General features: G+C 69.7%; 15 protein-coding genes. 10 read left to right on the forward strand and 5 right to left on the reverse strand.

Going from position 1 to position 16,706, the window contains the following annotated elements; genetic code table 11:
• Window positions 1-106 precede the first annotated feature (106 nt).
• Entirely contained in the window at window positions 107-886 is a 780-nt protein-coding gene (locus tag ABT288_RS38585) for a GntR family transcriptional regulator (protein ID WP_351618271.1), read from the reverse strand.
• 165 nt (window positions 887-1,051) lie between these two features.
• Here ABT288_RS38585 and ABT288_RS38590 point away from each other — a divergent pair, with 165 nt between their 5' ends.
• The 6 genes from ABT288_RS38590 (at window position 1,052) to ABT288_RS38615 (ending at window position 7,562) form a co-directional block, all read left to right on the forward strand.
• On the forward strand, window positions 1,052-1,399 hold the full coding sequence (locus ABT288_RS38590) for an SCO3933 family regulatory protein (protein ID WP_351618273.1): 348 nt from the start codon (window positions 1,052-1,054) through the stop codon (window positions 1,397-1,399).
• On the forward strand, window positions 1,399-2,700 hold the full coding sequence (locus ABT288_RS38595) for an FtsK/SpoIIIE domain-containing protein (RefSeq protein WP_351618274.1): 1,302 nt from the start codon (window positions 1,399-1,401) through the stop codon (window positions 2,698-2,700). The genes ABT288_RS38590 and ABT288_RS38595 overlap by 1 nt, the downstream gene beginning before the upstream one ends.
• Entirely contained in the window at window positions 2,697-2,894 is a 198-nt protein-coding gene (locus ABT288_RS38600) for a hypothetical protein (RefSeq protein ID WP_351618276.1), read from the forward strand. The genes ABT288_RS38595 and ABT288_RS38600 overlap by 4 nt, the downstream gene beginning before the upstream one ends.
• Before the next feature lie 292 nt (window positions 2,895-3,186).
• On the forward strand, window positions 3,187-4,551 hold the full coding sequence (locus tag ABT288_RS38605; RefSeq protein ID WP_502972934.1) for a replication initiator: 1,365 nt from the start codon (window positions 3,187-3,189) through the stop codon (window positions 4,549-4,551).
• Window positions 4,552-4,845: 294 nt separating this feature from the next.
• Window positions 4,846-6,828 carry a recombinase family protein gene (locus ABT288_RS38610; protein ID WP_351618331.1) on the forward strand — a complete coding sequence of 661 codons (1,983 nt, stop codon included), beginning with the start codon at window positions 4,846-4,848 and terminating at the stop codon, window positions 6,826-6,828.
• Complete coding sequence (locus tag ABT288_RS38615) at window positions 6,825-7,562, forward strand: ABC transporter permease (protein WP_351618281.1); 738 nt, start codon at window positions 6,825-6,827, stop codon at window positions 7,560-7,562. Before ABT288_RS38610 ends, ABT288_RS38615 begins: the two co-directional genes overlap by 4 nt.
• A 106-nt stretch (window positions 7,563-7,668) precedes the next feature.
• Here ABT288_RS38615 and greA read toward each other — a convergent pair whose 3' ends face one another.
• Entirely contained in the window at window positions 7,669-8,169 is a 501-nt protein-coding gene (gene greA, locus ABT288_RS38620; RefSeq protein WP_351618284.1) for a transcription elongation factor GreA, read from the reverse strand.
• A gap of 188 nt (window positions 8,170-8,357) precedes the next feature.
• Entirely contained in the window at window positions 8,358-8,756 is a 399-nt protein-coding gene (locus tag ABT288_RS38625) for a DUF4307 domain-containing protein (protein ID WP_351618286.1), read from the reverse strand.
• Window positions 8,757-8,891: 135 nt separating this feature from the next.
• Between ABT288_RS38625 and mca the strand changes: the two genes are divergently transcribed.
• Both mca and ABT288_RS38635 read left to right on the forward strand, forming a co-directional pair.
• Window positions 8,892-9,752: a mycothiol conjugate amidase Mca gene (mca, locus tag ABT288_RS38630; RefSeq protein WP_351618334.1), complete on the forward strand. Its 861-nt coding sequence runs from the start codon at window positions 8,892-8,894 to the stop codon at window positions 9,750-9,752.
• Window positions 9,745-9,999, forward strand: coding sequence for a hypothetical protein (locus ABT288_RS38635; protein ID WP_351618289.1), 255 nt, complete (start codon window positions 9,745-9,747; stop codon window positions 9,997-9,999). Before mca ends, ABT288_RS38635 begins: the two co-directional genes overlap by 8 nt.
• Before the next feature lie 8 nt (window positions 10,000-10,007).
• Here ABT288_RS38635 and ABT288_RS38640 read toward each other — a convergent pair whose 3' ends face one another.
• Together ABT288_RS38640 and ABT288_RS38645 are read right to left on the reverse strand one after the other, a co-directional pair.
• Window positions 10,008-13,211, reverse strand: coding sequence for a tetratricopeptide repeat protein (locus ABT288_RS38640; protein ID WP_351618292.1), 3,204 nt, complete (start codon window positions 13,209-13,211; stop codon window positions 10,008-10,010).
• Window positions 13,212-13,337: 126 nt separating this feature from the next.
• Complete coding sequence (locus ABT288_RS38645; RefSeq protein WP_351618295.1) at window positions 13,338-13,745, reverse strand: hypothetical protein; 408 nt, start codon at window positions 13,743-13,745, stop codon at window positions 13,338-13,340.
• Window positions 13,746-13,863: 118 nt separating this feature from the next.
• Between ABT288_RS38645 and ABT288_RS38650 the strand changes: the two genes are divergently transcribed.
• Together ABT288_RS38650 and ABT288_RS38655 are read left to right on the forward strand one after the other, a co-directional pair.
• On the forward strand, window positions 13,864-14,499 hold the full coding sequence (locus ABT288_RS38650; RefSeq protein WP_351618298.1) for a helix-turn-helix domain-containing protein: 636 nt from the start codon (window positions 13,864-13,866) through the stop codon (window positions 14,497-14,499).
• Entirely contained in the window at window positions 14,480-16,525 is a 2,046-nt protein-coding gene (locus ABT288_RS38655; RefSeq protein ID WP_351618301.1) for a thioredoxin domain-containing protein, read from the forward strand. The genes ABT288_RS38650 and ABT288_RS38655 overlap by 20 nt, the downstream gene beginning before the upstream one ends.
• Window positions 16,526-16,706: the final 181 nt, after the last annotated feature.

The raw sequence follows: 16,706 nt of genomic DNA on the forward strand, positions 1-16,706 counted from the left end.
GCAAGTCCGGCGAACACAACCGCCGGAAGATCGTCTAGGGCAGACGTCAAGCATCACCTGACGCCAACCCGTCAACCATCAACTGAGACTCGACAGCCCTCGGCGCTCAGGTGCGGGTGCGTCGTGCGGGCTGCTTGTCGGCGGTGATCCGGTAGGCGAGTTCGGCACGGTCCGCACCGAAGCGCAGCTCTTCGAGGAGCAGCGGGCGCTCGTCGGTTCCGTGCGCGACGCGGGACACGTGCAGGATCGGTGTCGCGTCCGGCAGGCGGAGGGTCGCCCGCTCGTCCGGCAGGGGCATGTGCGCCCGTACGGTCTCGGTCCAGGTCAGTTTGTGTCCGGCCTGGGTGAGCACCCAGTAGATCGCCGCCGGTGGCTTGCACGGCTCCTTGCCGAGCATCGGCACGGCATCGGCGACCTCGAAGGGGATCAGGGTGCGGTGCATGGCGCGCGTGCCGGTGCTGGGGTCGATGAGCAGTCGGTCACAGCCGAACAGGGCCTCTTCCTCGTCCAGTTGGAGGAGTCGGCTGGTGTCCTTCGTGGTGCGGCTGCGGTAGGTGCTCGGCTCCTCGGCCTCCTGCCAGACGTCGCCGCCTGGCATCACGAACTTGTCGTCCGGGGTGCGGCTGATGCGCCGTTCGAGGGTGAGGGTGGGCTGTCCGCTGGAGCGTACGAAGCTGCCCTTGCCGTGCCGGACGTCGATGAGCCCCTCGGCCCGCAGAGCCGCGATGGCGTTACGGACGGTCGGGCGGGAGACGCCGTACTTCTCCATGAGCTGTGCTTCGGACGGCAACAGAGAATCCGGGGCGAACTCGCCGGACAGGATCGCTGCACGGATCGCTGCGGCCACCTGCTGGTAGAGGGCTCCTGGGCGCTGGATCTCCGACATGTCGGCATCTCCGGTCTGAGGTCATAGTCACGTCGCACGCGCGACATCACTCGTCAGCATAAGTACTTGCGCTCTCGCCGTACAGGGCTCCATAGTCATAACTCGTAAGGACAAGTGACGTCAGGATGTCTCTGGCGTACCGATCGGCCAAGGAGGCCAAACACAATGCAGTCCATTCCCGTGGACACGACGCGACTGGGCGTACTGCGCTGTGCCATCGCGCCGGAAGCAAAGCTCAGCAACCCCGAGACGCAGGAGGTGAAGAGGGACCGGGACGGCAACCCGGTATGGACCGTGGCCGTCACCGTGCGGCAGGACAGGCGGCGGATCTCAGTCATCGAGATCGCCGTGAGCGGACAGCCGAAGGGCATCGAGGAAGGGCAGATCGTCAAGGTCACCGGCCTGACGGCGTTCACCTGGTCGATGGGCGACCGGCACGGCGTCAGCTTCCGCGCCGACGCGATCACCCCCGTCGCCGGCGGCCCGGCGCACGCCAAGGCAGGTGACGCCTGATGGCACCGATCCTGCTCGCCCTCGGCCTCGCCGCACTGGCGTGGGTGCTCGTCGTCGGCGACCTGCTTCGCCGGCACCGCCCGGCCTGGCACTGGTACCTGGTCGGCTACCCGGCAACCGCATTCCGGGCGGTGTTCACCTGGCGCAAGGTCGCCCAGCTCAACGACCTCGCCGTAGCCAAGCGCCCGCCGCGCGGGCTCCTCGGGGACCTGGTCGTCAAGGGGGACCCGCTGCGGCCGGTGCCTCCCCGGATCTCCTTCCCGCGGGCCACCCGCACGGGCCTGAGCGTGGTGGTGAGGCTGCACGCGGGCCAGACCCCGGCCACCTTCCTGAAGGCAGCGGACGCGCTGGTGCACGCGTGGAAGGTCCACGCGGTCCGTGTCACCTCACCGGAACGCGGGCTCGTACTGCTGACCGCAACGGCCACGGATCCGCTCCAGCGGCCAGGCTTAGCCTCGGCCCCTGTCGAGTTGCTGTCCGCTCTCATCGGCGTCCTGGAGAGCGGCGGCGCCTGGGTGATGAACCTGCGGCTCGTGCCCCACTGGCTCATCGTCGGGGCAACCCGCTCGGGCAAGTCCACGCTACTGGCCCGGCTGATCACCCAGCTCGCCCCTCAGCCGGTCGCCCTGGTCGGCATCGACTGCAAGGGCGGCATGGAACTGGGCCTGTTCGCCCGCAGGTTGAGCGCGCTGGCGACGTGCAGGCGTGAAGCGGTCGCCGTGCTCTCGGCGCTGGTGATCGACATGCAGGACCGGATGAGCGCCTGCCGGTCGGCCGGGGTGCGCTCCATCTGGGAGCTGCACGAGAAGGTACGTCCGGTGCCGGTCGTCGTGATCGTGGACGAGATCGCGGAACTGTACCTCTCCGACGGCACCCGCGAGAGCAAGGCAGAGGCGGAGCAGTGCTCCACGCTCCTGCTCCGCATCGGGCAGCTCGGGGCCGCGCTCGGACTGCACCTGGTCGTGGCCGGACAGCGGGTCGGCTCCGACCTCGGCCCCGGTGTCACGGCCCTGCGTGCCCAGCTCGGCGGCCGTATCTGCCACCGGGTCAACGACCCCGGCACCGCCGAGATGGCCCTCGGCGACCTCAACAAGGACGCCGTGGCTGTGGCCCAGTCGATCACTGCGGAAGAGCGCGGCGTGGCCGTCTGCACGGGCCCGGACGGCGGCTGGAGCCGCGCCCGCTCCCACCTCACGCCGACCGACGAGGCCGTGTCCACGTCCCGGAAGTACGCCGCAACGACTCCGGAACTGCCCGCCATAGGCCGTGCTCTCGCCGGTCTGGAAGGAGACGCCAAGTGATCAGCACTGGTACCGCCGTCTCACTCGTCGTGGTCTTCGGGATCATCAGCTTCCTCCTCGTCCGCTCCCGCGACGTGCGGATCTGGGAAGCGGCCTGCATCGCCCTGTTCGGCATGTACCTGGGCGAGACACCTGTGGCTCTGACGGTCAACGGCTTCCTCACCTGGTTCCTCAGCGGCTTCCACCACTTCTGATCAGGAAGGACACACCGAGCATGCCCATGCCTCGCGTCAGGTGCCCCCACTGCAAGGGCGACGGAGCCCGCAAGACCTGGACCGGACGGACGCGCCGTTGCCGCGTCTGCCGGGGCACCGGAACCATCCGCTGATACCCATCCGCCACCGACATGGAGGTGATCCCCATGCACACCGGCGCACCACCCACCCTCACCCGTGCCGCTTCGGCGGCCCACCCCGGAAGGTCACCACCATCACCCCGGAGTTCACCCCGGCTGACAGGCGCGCCGTTCTCGACCGTGCGGCGCGCCTGCGTCAGCTCCCCGAAGCAGACCGCGACGCCATCCGCCTCGCCCAGGACCCCAAGTTCCCCCGCCTGCTGGAACAGATCACCGCCACCGGCGGCTGCTCCCACCCCGTCCATCTCACCGGCTCCACCACCACCCTGGACGGCACAACCGGCGAGATCCTTCACCACTACGACACTCGTGACGAGCCTGGCGAGCGCCTCCTGATCCGGTGCCGCAACCGACGCGCAACCGTTTGTCCGGCCTGCTCCCGCCTCCATGCCGGAGACACCTACCACCTCGTCCGCGCCGGCCTCCTCGGCGGCAAGAACGTCCCCGACACGGTCCGCCACCGGCCCCGTCTCTTCGTCACCCTTACCGCCCCATCCTTCGGGCCCGTCCACAGGAGCGGGGAAAAGTGCCACCGTCGCCGCTACAGCGGAGACTGCGAGCACGGACGGCCTCTCGGGTGCGGTGCCGTGCATGAGTCGGACGCTCCGATCGTGGGCCAACCACTCTGCGTCGACTGCTACGACTACACCGCCCACGTGCTGTGGCACGCACACGCGTCCAAGCTGTGGGACCGGTTCGTCATCGACGTCCGGCGGCGCCTCGCCTCCTCCGCCGGCCTCGTACAGTCCCACTTCGCCCAGCACGCCCGGCTCTCCTTTGCCCGGGTCGCCGAGTACCAGAAACGCGCGGCCGTCCACGTGCACGCCGTCGTCCGCCTCGACGGCCCGAACGGATGTGACGACAAACCCCCGGCCTGGGGTACCACCGACCTCTTGGCCCATGCCGTGCGCCTCTCCGCCAAGCGTGTCTTGGTCCGCACTCCTTACAGTCCCGCCGTAGGTGAGCTGGCCCTGCGCTGGGGCGCACAAGTCGACGTCCGGCCTCTGCACGTAGACGGCGATGGCCCCGATGATGACGCGGTGGCCGCGTACGTGGCCAAGTACGTCACCAAAGGAGCGAGTGAGACAGGCGCCGGCGTAGACCACCCATTGACCGGCCGCGCAGAGATCGGGTTGGCACGCGTCAGCGAACATGTCCGCTCCTTGATGCGTGCGTGTTGGCATCTCGGCGGCCTCTCCGAGTACGACGCCCTCCGCCTCAGGGCCTGGGCTCATACCCTCGGCTACCGGGGCCACATCCTCACCAAATCCCGGGCCTACTCCACTACCTACGCAGCGTTGCGTGCTGCCCGTGCTTCGCATAGCGCGGACGAGAGGAAGTTGGGGGAGAACACAGTGACAGAAGTTGCCTGGCACTACGTGGGCTCCGGCCACACCCCTGGTGCTGTTCAACTCGCCGCCGGAATCGCCGAAGACCTTGCCCAAAACCGAGTGTTCGCCCGGGAAGCCATGGCCGATCGGGGGTGGGACGAATGAGCTGCCCGAAGAAACGGAGACAGGCGCACCCCGGAGAAGTGGTTTCGCGCTGGCGTGCTGTCGAGTGGGGGGAACATGAAGAGCAGCTTTTAGCCGATCTCTTGTTTGGCCGACTGTCCAACAGATCTAAAAAGTCTGATGGTTACCGAAATCGGCCTGTCGAGTAGCCAGTAGAGCAGTTAACCTGAGTGGGCATCACATGGAGACCCCAGGGGGCGGGCACCCCCTGGGGCCAGGCCGGTCGTGGACCAGCCTGCCAGTCACGAAGGGACTGACATGGGGAAGGGTACCGTCATGCGCGGGCGCAGGACCGCTCGGGGCGTGATTCGGGTAGCAATCTACCTTCGAGTGTCGACAGCGAAGCAGATTGAGGGATACGGCCTCGACACTCAGGATAATCAATGCAAGGCATGGCTGAACTACAAGCTCGGTCCTGGCAAGTACAAGATTCACAGGATTTACGTCGATGGTGGAGAGTCGGGAAAGAAGGACTCTCGCCCCGAACTCGACGCGATGACCGAAGACATCGAAAAGGGTCTCATCGACCTCGTTGTCTTCGGCAAGCTGGACCGCATCGGGCGGACCATGGAGGACATCCACCTCTGGGTGTTCAACGCCACTAAGCACCACGGCATCAGGGTTGCCACGGCGGACGGCCGTCTGGACAGCGATGATGAACTGTTCGGCATCATGCTCAGCCTGCTGTCGTACATGGCAGAGCTGGAGCACACGCTGATCCTTGAGCGAACCATGGGTGGCCGGGATCAGAAGTTGGCGGCCGGCGGTTGGCCTCTCGGACAGCCTCCGTACGGCGTGACCCTCAGCGGCAAGGGAGGCAAGGCGATCCCTGTCCTCTGTGAGGACGAAGTGCAAGTGATCAACATTGCGACGAGTCTGCTCGTAGACCTCGGCTACTCACGTGACGAAGCTGCCGAGCACCTGAACAACCTTGGTTCTCGCACCCGCAAGGGCCTGCCGTGGACCGGTACCAACCTCGCCAAGCGCCTCAACTCCACAGCTCTCGACGGATACGTGGAGTTCCGCATCGAGCGCACCGCCGAAGACGATGAAGAGGAGACCTTCGAGGTCTTTCGGATCGAGGTGCCTCGACCGATCAGTGATCCGAAGCGGGTCGAAGCTCTGCGGAAGGCCCTCAACCGGCGCTCGTTCAAGAAGAAGCATCAGACTCACTACCTGCTCACCGGTCGCATGCACGCGCTGTGCGGCGGCTACTACACGGGTGGAAAGTCCGCCGACTCTCCCATCGGCTACTACCGGTGCATGGGCAAGCGGCTGGGGCTGGAGTGTGAGTGCGCGGAACTCCCTGCACCCGACGTCGAGAAGGCGGTCTGGGCCGAGATTGAGGCCCTACTCTCCGACGTGGGCAAGTTCAGGGCTCTCGCCGCGAAGTGGTTGGGGGCGATCCCGGCGCGCGCTGAGACGTACCGGAGGCGACTCGCTGAGCTGGACGCGCAGATCGAGAAGAAGCGGTCCAGCCGCAAGGGGCAGATCCTCGCGAAGCTCACCCAGCTCTTCGAAGACGAGCTTGGCGAGGGCGCCGGAGATGAGATCGATGAGGACACCATCCGGGAAGTGAAGCAAGCCCTCCAAGCGAAGGAAGACGAGCTGACCGCTGAACGGGAGCGCTTGGCTCGCTGGCTCCGAGAAGCCGAAGAGCAGCAGCACCGCGCGGACGAGATCATTGTCCTGGTGGAGGAGCGGGCAACCGAGATGGACTCCTTCACGGCCGATCAGCGCCGGGACCTGCTTGATCTTCTGGACATCCGCGTACAGGTGACCGGCAAGGGACAGACGCGTCGGAAGGGGATCGCCGACCCCCTCACCGAGTGGCACAGGGAGACGGGCACGCTGGTGCCTCTCAAGGTCAGTGATCAGGAGTGGGAGGCGGTTGACGCCGTCCTCCCGGACTCTCGCCAGAACTGGACACCGAAGCGTGAGATGTTCGAAGCGATCTTGTGGAAGCTTCGGACCGCTGCCCGGTGGAACGAGGTGGAGGTCTCCGGGAACTCCTGGAGCGCCGTCCGGCGGCGTGCGGAGGGCTGGCGCACCTCGGGTGCTTGGCAGGCTGCCATGGGCGCTCTGAAGGGTGCTGGCGGCGTCCCTGTCCCGCCGCTCTTGGTCCTACCTCCCATGGAGGTCACGGGCAGTATCGATCCGAAGTTCGCGGCCTTGGAGCTGGAGGCCCTGGAGACCTACGAAGACGACGGGGACTGCTGCAACCAGAACCACACCCACGCACACTCTTCCCTGAGATGATCATCTACGGACTGATCCAGCCGATCATGTTCGTGGTGCTGTTCAGCTATGTCTTCGGCGGTTCCATGCAGATCGGCGGCAGCGCCAGCCCCATCGCCTACAAGAACTTCCTCATGGCGGGCATCTTCGCGCAGACCGTCACGTTCGCCACCGCGAGCTCCGGCGCCGGTATCGCCGACGACATGCACAAGGGGCTCATCGACCGCTTCCGCTCCCTGCCGATGGCACGCGGGGCGGTGCTGACCGGGCGCACCCTCGCCGATCTGGTGCAGACGGCCGTCACGCTGGTCGTGCTCGCCGTGGTCGCCCTGCTGGTCGGCTGGCGTGTCGGGTCCAACGGCGACACCAACGTCGGCAAGGTGCTCGCAGCGTTCGGTCTGCTGCTCCTGCTCGGTTACGCGTTCACCTGGATCGGCGCCCTGATCGGCATGTCCGTGCGCACTCCCGAGGCGGCCACGTCCAGCGGGCTGATCTGGCTGTTCCCGGTGACGTTCATCTCCAACGCCTTCGTGGACCCCGGCCACATGACGCCGTGGCTGCGGCACATAGCCGAGTGGAACCCGTTCAGCGCCACCGCGCAGGCCTGCCGCGTGCTCTTCGCCAACCCTGGCCGGTCCACCTCGCACGCCTGGCCCATGGAGCACCCCGTGTGGGCCTCGCTGATCTACTCGGTCCTGATCATCGTCGTCTTCCGTACCTTCGCGGTCCGCAAGTACCGCTCGGCCACCGCCTGACGGCTCCGGGCACGACTGCGGGCACGGCTGCGGGCACGGCGAAGCCCCCGGTGCCGGGCGGGATCCGCCGGGCGCCGGGGGCTCGAGGTCATATCGGGAGGGCGGATCAGCCCGAGTACGGCTCGGCCTTCAGGATCCGCACCGAGGCCTTCTTGCCGTTCGGCAGTTCGTACTCCGCGTCCTCGCCGACCTTGTGGCCGATGACGCCGGCGCCGAGCGGGGACTGCGGCGAGTACGTCTCGATGTCGGCGCTCGCGTACTCGCGGGAGGCGAGCAGGAACGTCATCGTGTCGTCCTCGTCACCGTCGAAGGCGATCGTGACGACCATGCCCGGCGCGACGGCACCGTCGGCGGAGGCCGGGGCCTCGCCCACCTGGGCCTTCTCGAGAAGCTGGGTCAGCTGCCGCACACGCAGCTCCTGCTTGCCCTGCTCCTCCTTGGCCGCGTGGTACCCGCCGTTCTCGCGCAGGTCGCCCTCCTCGCGCGCGGCCGCGATCTTGGCGGCGATCTCCGTGCGCGCAGGACCAGTAAGGTACTCAAGCTCGTCCTTGAGCTTGTTGTACGCCTCCTGGGTCAGCCAGGTGACGTTCTCGCTGGTCTGGGTCACAGGGTGCTCCTCGTCGGTACTGGGAATACAAAGCATCGCCCTACCCAGAAGCATGTTCCCTCTTGGATGGGCGAAACCACGAGCCTAACAATTCAAGGCCGGGAGGGGGAGGACATAAGCCATGAGAATCACATCAACGCAGGTCAGCGTGTACGTATTCCGGGTGAAGCCGGAGTGTCCGGTCCCGGTCAGCCGGTATGGCAGCCGAGCAGCTCGGCCGTGGTGCCCTTCGCCGTCGTACGCAGCGTGACGACCTTGTCGATACGCGTGGCCGATCCGGTGAAGCGGAAGTCGGCCCGGCCCACCTCGGAGCCGTCGGCCGCCTGGGAGCGCAGGGTGCAGTAGCCCGAGGTGCCGGAGTCCTTGTGGACCTCCAGATGCACCTCGACCGCGTTGTCCGTGGCGTCGAAGGCGATCACCTGGGCGCTGATCCTGCTCTCCACGACATAGTGGTAGGCGAAGTAACCGACCAGTGCCAGCAGGGCCGCGCCGAGCACCGCGCCGGCGGCCTTGAGCCGCCGGTCCGCACGCTCGTCCGAGGAACGGCCGTAGCGGCCCTCGGGCAGCCGCGTGCTCGCCGTACTCATGATCGTCCTCTCGGCCGGAACCGGACCCGGAATTATTCGCCCCCCGATTCCGTCACTATAGAAGCCGCCGATCGCGCCGAGACCACGGGGCGCCGACTTACCGAGGATTGAGTCTTGACTGACCAGCTGCGACTGATGGCCGTCCACGCGCACCCTGACGACGAGTCGAGCAAGGGCGCGGCCACCATGGCGAAGTACGTGTCCGAGGGGGTGGACGTGCTGGTGGTGACCTGCACCGGCGGGGAGCGCGGGTCCATCCTCAATCCGAAGCTGCAGGGCGACACGTACATCGAGGAGCACATTCACGAGGTACGCAAGAAGGAGATGGACGAGGCCCGCGAGATCCTGGGCGTCAAGCAGGAGTGGCTCGGCTTCGTCGACTCGGGCCTGCCCGAGGGTGACCCGCTGCCGCCGCTGCCCGAGGGCTGCTTCGCCCTGGAGGACGTCGACAAGGCGGCCGGCGAGCTGGTCCGCAGGATCCGTGCCTTCCGCCCGCAGGTGATCACCACCTACGACGAGAACGGCGGCTACCCGCACCCCGACCACATCATGACCCACAAGATCTCCATGGTGGCGTTCGAGGGCGCGGCGGACACCGAGAAGTACCCGGAGTCCGAGTTCGGCCCCGCCTGCCAGCCGCTGAAGCTGTACTACAACCAGGGCTTCAACCGCCCCCGCACCGAGGCCCTGCACAGTGCGATGCTGGAGCGCGGGCTGGAGTCGCCGTACGGGGAGTGGCTCAAGCGCTGGAGCGAGATGGAGCGCACCGAGCGCACGCTGACCACGCACATCCCGTGCGCGGACTTCTTCGAGATCCGTGACAAGGCGCTGATCGCGCACGCCACGCAGATCGACCCCGACGGCGGCTGGTTCCGGGTGCCGATGGAGCTGCAGAAGGAGGTCTGGCCGACGGAGGAGTACGAGCTGGCGAAGTCGCTCGTCGACACCTCCCTCCCCGAGGACGACCTCTTCGCGGGCATCCGGGACAATGTCTGACATGAGCGCAAGCGTGAGCCTGGCAGTGACGCATCTGGTCCCCCTCGCCAAGGAGGTCGACCAGAACAAGGTCACCCCCGGCGTTCTCGGCTTCATCGTCTTCGCGGTGATGGCCGTGGCGGTGTGGGGCCTGATGAAGTCGATGAGCAAGCACATGAACAAGGTCGACTTCAAGGAGACCCCGGACCCCGAGGCCGGGCAGGCGGGGAAGGCCGAGAAGGCCGACTCCGCGGCCGAGCGAGGCTGATCCGGACCTCAGCGCCCCGCCGGCACCGCCACCCCCATCACCTCCCGGGCGTGGCGGTCCGGCGTCATGCGCAGCCGCCAGGCCTGCCAGCCGTCCTCCAGGCTGACCCCGCGTTCCAGCAGCAGGGCGTACGCCGGGACGTAGTCGGCCAGCTTCTCGTCCCGCAGGGGATGGCCGGCGCGGGCCAGCTGGGCCAGCTCCTCCTGGGCGACCGCCGTGCCCACCTCCGCCCCGCCGGGTGCCGCGTAGGGCAGCAGGGTGCAGCGCAGGAAGCGCGCCCAGTCCTCGCCGCGCCGGTCTCCGTAGGAGGCGAACAGGTCCAGTGCCTCGTCGGCGAGGGCCAGTGCGGCCTGCGTACGGGCGTTGCCCGCGTCGACCACCGCCAGTTCCAGGCAAGTCCACGCCTCGCCGTGGGCGACGCCGATCCGCTGGAAGTCGGCGCGGGCGTCCGCCAGGAGCTGCCGGGCGAAGCCGGAGTTGCGCAGCGAGCCGGTCTGCGCGGCCCGCTGGTCGCGGGTGACCCGCGCCGAGTGGTGCCGGGCGCAGGCCAGGCCGTACACGTCCCGCATCCGGGAGAACATCGTGCGGGACCGCTCCAGGTCGCGCACCGCCAGATCCAGATCGCCGGCCTCCTCCAGTGCCTGGCCCAGGTAGTACAGCGTCCACGCCTCGCCGCGCGCGTCCTCGTTCTCCCGGTGCCGGGCGGCGGCCTGCCGCAGGCTCTCGACGGCCGGTGAGGCGTCGCCGGCGACCAGACGGGCCCGGGCCAGCTGGGTCAGTGCCCATGCCTCGCCGCGCGCGTCGTGCGTCCGGCCGTACCGCTCCAGGGCGGCCCGCAGCTCGGTCTCCGCGCGCGGTACGTCTCCCATCCGCAGTGCCAGCTGGCCGAGCTGGAAGTGCGCCCAGGCCTCGCCGTGCACCGATCCGCCCTCGTGGTGCAGGACCAGGGAGCGGGTGAGCAGCTCCAGCGCCTCCGCCAGCCGGGCCCGGTCGCGCTGGACGGCAGCCAGGGCGTGCATCGTCCAGGCGCGGTCCGTCGCCAGCTCCGGCGCCGCCTGCAGGTCCAGCGCCTCCTGCAGTCTGGCCGCGGCCTCGGTGAGCTGGCCCTGGTGGTGCAGGGTGATCCCGAGCGAGGCCAGGGCGCGGGCCGCTCCCGCGTCGTGGTGTGCCTCCCGGTACAGGTCCACCACCGAGGCCAGTGTGGTGCGCGCCTTGTCCAGCTCGCCCAGCTGCCGGGCCGCGATACCGGTGCGCCACTGCACGGAACGCGCCAGCAGTCCCTTGTCCACGGCCTGCGCCAGCTCGCTGATCTCGCCCAGCCGGTACAGGTCGCCGCGCAGCAGGCAGTAGTCGCACAGGGCGCCCAGCAGGTTCTGCACAGCCTTCTGGTTCACGCCCTCCGTGTGACGCAGGGTCGCGGTGATGAAGCTGGACTCGTCGTCCAGCCAGCGCAGCGCCTCGTCCAGCGAGGTGAAGCCGTGCGGGCCGAACTGGTGCGAGCGCGTGGACATGTTTCCGTCGACCAGGCGCAGCACCGAGTCGGCCAGGTCCGCGTAGTTCACGATCAGCCGTTCCTGGGCCGCCGTGCGCTCGGCCGGGTCCTCCTCGTCCAGCAGCCGGGCCTGGGCGAAGGCGCGCACCAGGTCGTGCAGCCGGTAGCGGCTGCCGCGCACATGGTCGAGGAGGCCTGCCCGGGCGAGGGCGACGAGATGGCGGGTGGCCTCGGCCTCGTCCGTGGCGAGCAGCGCGGCGGCCGCAGCGGCGCCCAGCGAGGCCCGGCCCGCGAGCGCGAGCCTGCGCAGCAGCCGGCGCGTGGGCTCCGGCTGGTCGGTGTAGCGCAGCCACAGGGCACGCTCCACCGGCTCCACCGGGCCGTATGCGGCCAGGTCCGTGGCCAGTTGCCGGGGTGAGCGCGGCCCGAGCGCGGAGCCCGCGATCCTGAGCGCCAGCGGCAGTCCGCCGGTGAGGTCCCGGATCCGGTCGGCGGACTCGGCGTCGTACGGCCCCGACGCGTCCTCGGCGACGGTGCCGAGCAGTTCCTCGGCACCGGCCGCGTCCAGCGCTTCGACCGGCAGATGGTGCACCCAGGCAGGCAGGTCCGCGGCCAGGTCCAGGGCGGTGCGGGCGGTGACCAGGACCAGGCTGTCGGAGTGCTCGGGCACCAGCGCCCGCACCTGCTCCGGGTCCGAGGCGTCGTCCAGCACGATCGTCACCGGCAGCCCGGACAGATGCTGGTGGTACAGCTCGCCGAGCCGCTTGACCTGCTGGTCGGGGGAGGAGCGCTCCCGGAACAGCAACTGCTCGCGGGGCGCGCCGAGCCGGTTGAGCAGATGCAGCAGGGCGTCCCGGGTCGCAAGGGGCGCCTCCTCCCGCCGGCCGCCGCGCAGATCCACGACCACCGCGCCGCGGAAGTGGTCCCGGAGCTCGTGCGCCGCGCGCACCGCGAGCGTGGTCCGGCCCGAGCCGGGCTCGCCGTGCAGCACGACCACCGTGGGCCGGGTCTCGGTGGCCGCCCGGGCTGCCTGCGCCCACTGCCGGATCCGCGCCAGCTCCGCCCGGCGCCCCGCGAACGGGCCTTCCGTGTCCGGGAGTTGTCCGAACGACTGCTCCAGCACCGTACGCCGGCGGGCCGCCGCGCTCTTGTCCGCGCCGCGCAGCGCCGGGCCGCCCTTCTTCTTCGGGGCCGTGGCGGCGGTCAGCACCCGCTGCTGGTCGAGGAACGGGCGGATGCCGCGCACCTCCAGCGCGGTCAGCCACTGCAGCCGCAGCTGCTCGGTCCCGCCGGGCTGGCCGGCCGCGCCAGCACGGTGATGCGCGGCGGGCAGATGGGTGCCGGCCGCCTTGGCCACGGAGGCGGCGGCGCCGACCACTCCCGCGGCGACACCCGCGCCGGCGGCCGTGCCGGTGCCGGTGCCGAGCAAGAGGTCGGCCACGGCCGCGGCCACCGCGGCAACCGCCGCCACCAGCAGGGCCGTTCCGGCGCCCTCGCGGGCGTAGCGCTGCCCGAAGGTCAGCCGGCCCGCCTCGGTCTCGTCCAGCGCGTGGACGTAGGCCTCGTACTCCTCGCCGGCCGTCCCCGCCATCGCGTCGAGTGCACCGCGCGCCCGCGACAGCAGCAGCTGTCCGTCGATCCGGCCGCCCGAGCGCCGTACCTCCTCCTCGACGGCCCGCACCAGCAGCCGCTCGGCTTCCGCCCGATGGCCGTCCCGCATGTCCCGTCCCCCTCCGGCGGCAACTCCCTTGCCCACCAGTGTCCTTCGCGGGGCGCGGAAGCGGGAGGGGTGGTGTCCGGTGCGGAGTTGGGGAGGTGCGGCGACCTCCTTGTGAGCGTCGGCCCCTCAGCGCCCGGCGGTCGGCCATCCCTTGGCCACCGCCAGGTACACGCACGCCCCCGCCAGCGCACCCTCCGCCACCGCGCACAGCAGTGCCTCGGTCAGCGGGGCGCCCGTGCCCGCTGTCGTTATGTCGAACCAGGCGTCCAGGACCGCCACCGACGCCGTCGCCGAAGCCGTCAGCCGTGCCCTCGCGTCGCCGCGCAGGCCGAGCAGGGCCGTCGCCGCGCAGCCGGTCGCCATCAGGACGTCCAGGCCGATCCAGGCCAGCGGCCAGTTGCCGACCTCCGTACGGCCCGGCAGGGTCAGGGCCAGCACCACCGTCCACGGCACCAGCAGGACCGCCGCCGCCCCCAGCAGGACCATGGGCCACTTCTTGCGCACCGCCCCGGTCACCGTCACCGCCACGGTCACGTCCTCCCCCTCTCGTCGTCCTTCGACCGACTCCACCGTAGATCGCAGAGAAAACTCTGCAAAGAAAACTCGGCAGACTTCGGGGGCTTCTCAGGGTTCTCAGGGTTACCGTGACCGCATGACCGACGGCCTGCCGGAGATGACCAGCCTGGAGCGCACCGCGCTCTACAAATCCCTCGGCAACCCCCTGCGCCGCCGGATCCTCGAGTACCTCGGCCGGCACGGCGAGGCGAACTCCACCGTCCTCGCCCGCGAACTCGGCGAGAGCTCCGGCACCACCAGCTACCACCTGCGTAAACTCGCTGATCAGCGGCTCATCGAGGAGATCCCGGAGAAGTCCGGCGGGCGGGAGAGGTGGTGGCGGGCGCTGCCCTTCCGGCACACCACGCCCGACCCCGCCACGATGTCCCCCGGGGAGTACGCGGCCGCAGCCCGGCTCGCCCATCTGAAGATCGAGTTCGACACCGCCCTGTACCGCCGCGCCCACCAGGAGTACCGCGGCCCCGAGGGCTGGGCCCAGGTCCAGCGCCACGGCACCTGGCTCACCAGGGAGGAACTGCTCGCCTTCATGCGGGAGTACCACGCCCTGCTCGACCGGTACGGCCACCCGCGCGAGGAGGCCCCCGAAGGGGCGCGCCCGATGCTCATGCGTTTCTACGCGGTGCCCGAGCCGGAGAGCCACGCCGTCCCCGAGCCCGTGGGAGAGTCGAACGGTCCCGTGGGAGAGTGGAACGGTGAACCGACTGGCCCATGAGACGTCCCCGTATCTGCTCCAGCACGCCGACAACCCCGTCGACTGGTGGCCCTGGTCGGCCGAGGCCTTCGACGAGGCCCGCAGGACGAACAGACCCGTTCTGCTGAGCGTCGGGTACGCGAGCTGTCACTGGTGTCATGTCATGGCCCACGAGTCCTTCGAGGACCGGACCACCGCCGACTACCTCAACGAGCACTTCGTCAACATCAAGGTCGACCGCGAGGAACGCCCCGACGTGGACGCCGTCTACATGGAGGCCGTGCAGGCCGCCACCGGGCAGGGCGGCTGGCCGATGACGGTCTTTCTCACCCCGGACGCCGAACCCTTCTACTTCGGGACCTACTTCCCGCCCGCGCCCCGGCACGGGATGCCGTCCTTCCGGCAGGTGCTGGAGGGTGTGCAGCAGGCCTGGAGCAGCCGCCGTGAGGAGGTCGCCGAGGTCGCCGGGAAGATCGTCCGCGACCTGGCCCAGCGGGAGATCAGCCACCAGGGCGCGCGGCCGCCCGGTGAGCAGGAGCTCGCCCAGGCGCTTCTCGGGCTCACCCGTGAGTACGACCCGCAGCGCGGCGGATTCGGCGGGGCGCCGAAGTTCCCGCCCTCCATGGTGCTGGAGTTCCTGCTGCGGCACCACGCCCGGACCGGCGCCGAGGGCGCGCTGCAGATGGCGCACGACACCTGTGAGCGGATGGCCCGCGGGGGCATCTACGACCAGCTCGGCGGTGGGTTCGCCCGGTACTCCGTCGACCGCGACTGGGTCGTGCCGCACTTCGAGAAGATGCTGTACGACAACGCGCTGCTCTGCCGCGTGTACGCCCATCTCTGGCGGGCCACCGGATCGGACCTGGCGCGGCGCGTCGCCCTGGAGACCGCCGACTTCCTCGTGCGTGAACTGCGCACCGACGAGGGCGGGTTCGCCTCGGCCTTCGACGCCGACAGCGACGACGGCACGGGCCGGCACGTCGAGGGCGCGTACTACGTGTGGACGCCCGAGCGGCTGCGCGCCGTCCTCGGGGACGCGGACGGCGACCTCGCCGCCCAGTACTTCGGGGTGACCGACGAGGGCACCTTCGAGCATGGGCAGTCCGTCCTCCGACTGCCGCAGGACACCGCCGTCTTCGACGCCGAGAGGATCGCCTCCATCAGGGAACGGCTCCTCGCCGGGCGCGCCGAACGCCCCGCACCCGGCCGCGACGACAAGGTCGTCGCCGCCTGGAACGGCCTCGCCGTCGCCGCGCTCGCCGAGACCGGCGCCTACTTCGACCGGCCCGACCTGGTCGAGGCCGCCCTCGGCGCCGCCGACCTGCTCGTCCGGGTGCACCTCGACGAGCACGCCCGGCTCGCCCGCACCAGCAAGGACGGCCGCGTCGGCCCCAACGCGGGCGTGCTGGAGGACTACGCCGACGTCGCCGAGGGCTTCCTCGCGCTCGCGTCCGTGACGGGCGAGGGCGTCTGGCTGGATTTCGCCGGACTGCTCCTCGACCATGTGCTCGCCCGCTTCACCGACGCCGCGACCGGCGCCCTCTACGACACCGCCGCCGACGCCGAGCGGTTGATCCGCCGGCCGCAGGACCCCACCGACAACGCCACCCCGTCCGGCTGGACCGCGGCGGCCGGCGCCCTGCTGAGCTATGCCGCACACACCGGATCCGAGCCGCACCGCAGCGCCGCCGAACGGGCGCTGGGGGTCGTGCAGACCCTCGGGCCGCGCGTGCCCCGGTTCATCGGCTGGGGGCTCGCCGTCGCCGAGGCCCTCCTCGACGGGCCGAAGGAGGTCGCCGTCGTCGGACCAGGACCCGGGTCCGGTCTCGCGGGCGAGAAGACGGCGGCCCTGCACCGTACGGCACTTCTGGGCACCGCCCCCGGGGCCGTCGTGGCCGTCGGCACTGCGGACAGTGACGAGTTCCCGCTCCTCGCCGACCGGCCCCTGCAGCAGGGCGAGCCGACCGCGTACGTCTGCCGCAACTTCACCTGCGACGCGCCGACGACCGATCCGGAACGGCTCGGCGCGTCCCTGAACAGGCGCTGAGTACCGGGAACCCCCGGGCGGCTGATGGGTGAACTGTCCGAAACGGAGCACGTGTTCGGATAGATACCACTACTCGCACCACCATTCCGAAACAAGCTATTTATCGGAAGAGCTGCCGCGCTTCACAGATCCCCCCTAATCTCTCCACAGCGGGTCGACGGGTGGTAACTCACCGTCGCCC

Origin of the sequence: Streptomyces sp. NPDC001093 (assembly GCF_040298985.1) — a bacterium.
In the GTDB taxonomy this organism is placed as follows: Bacteria; Actinomycetota; Actinomycetes; order Streptomycetales; family Streptomycetaceae; genus Streptomyces.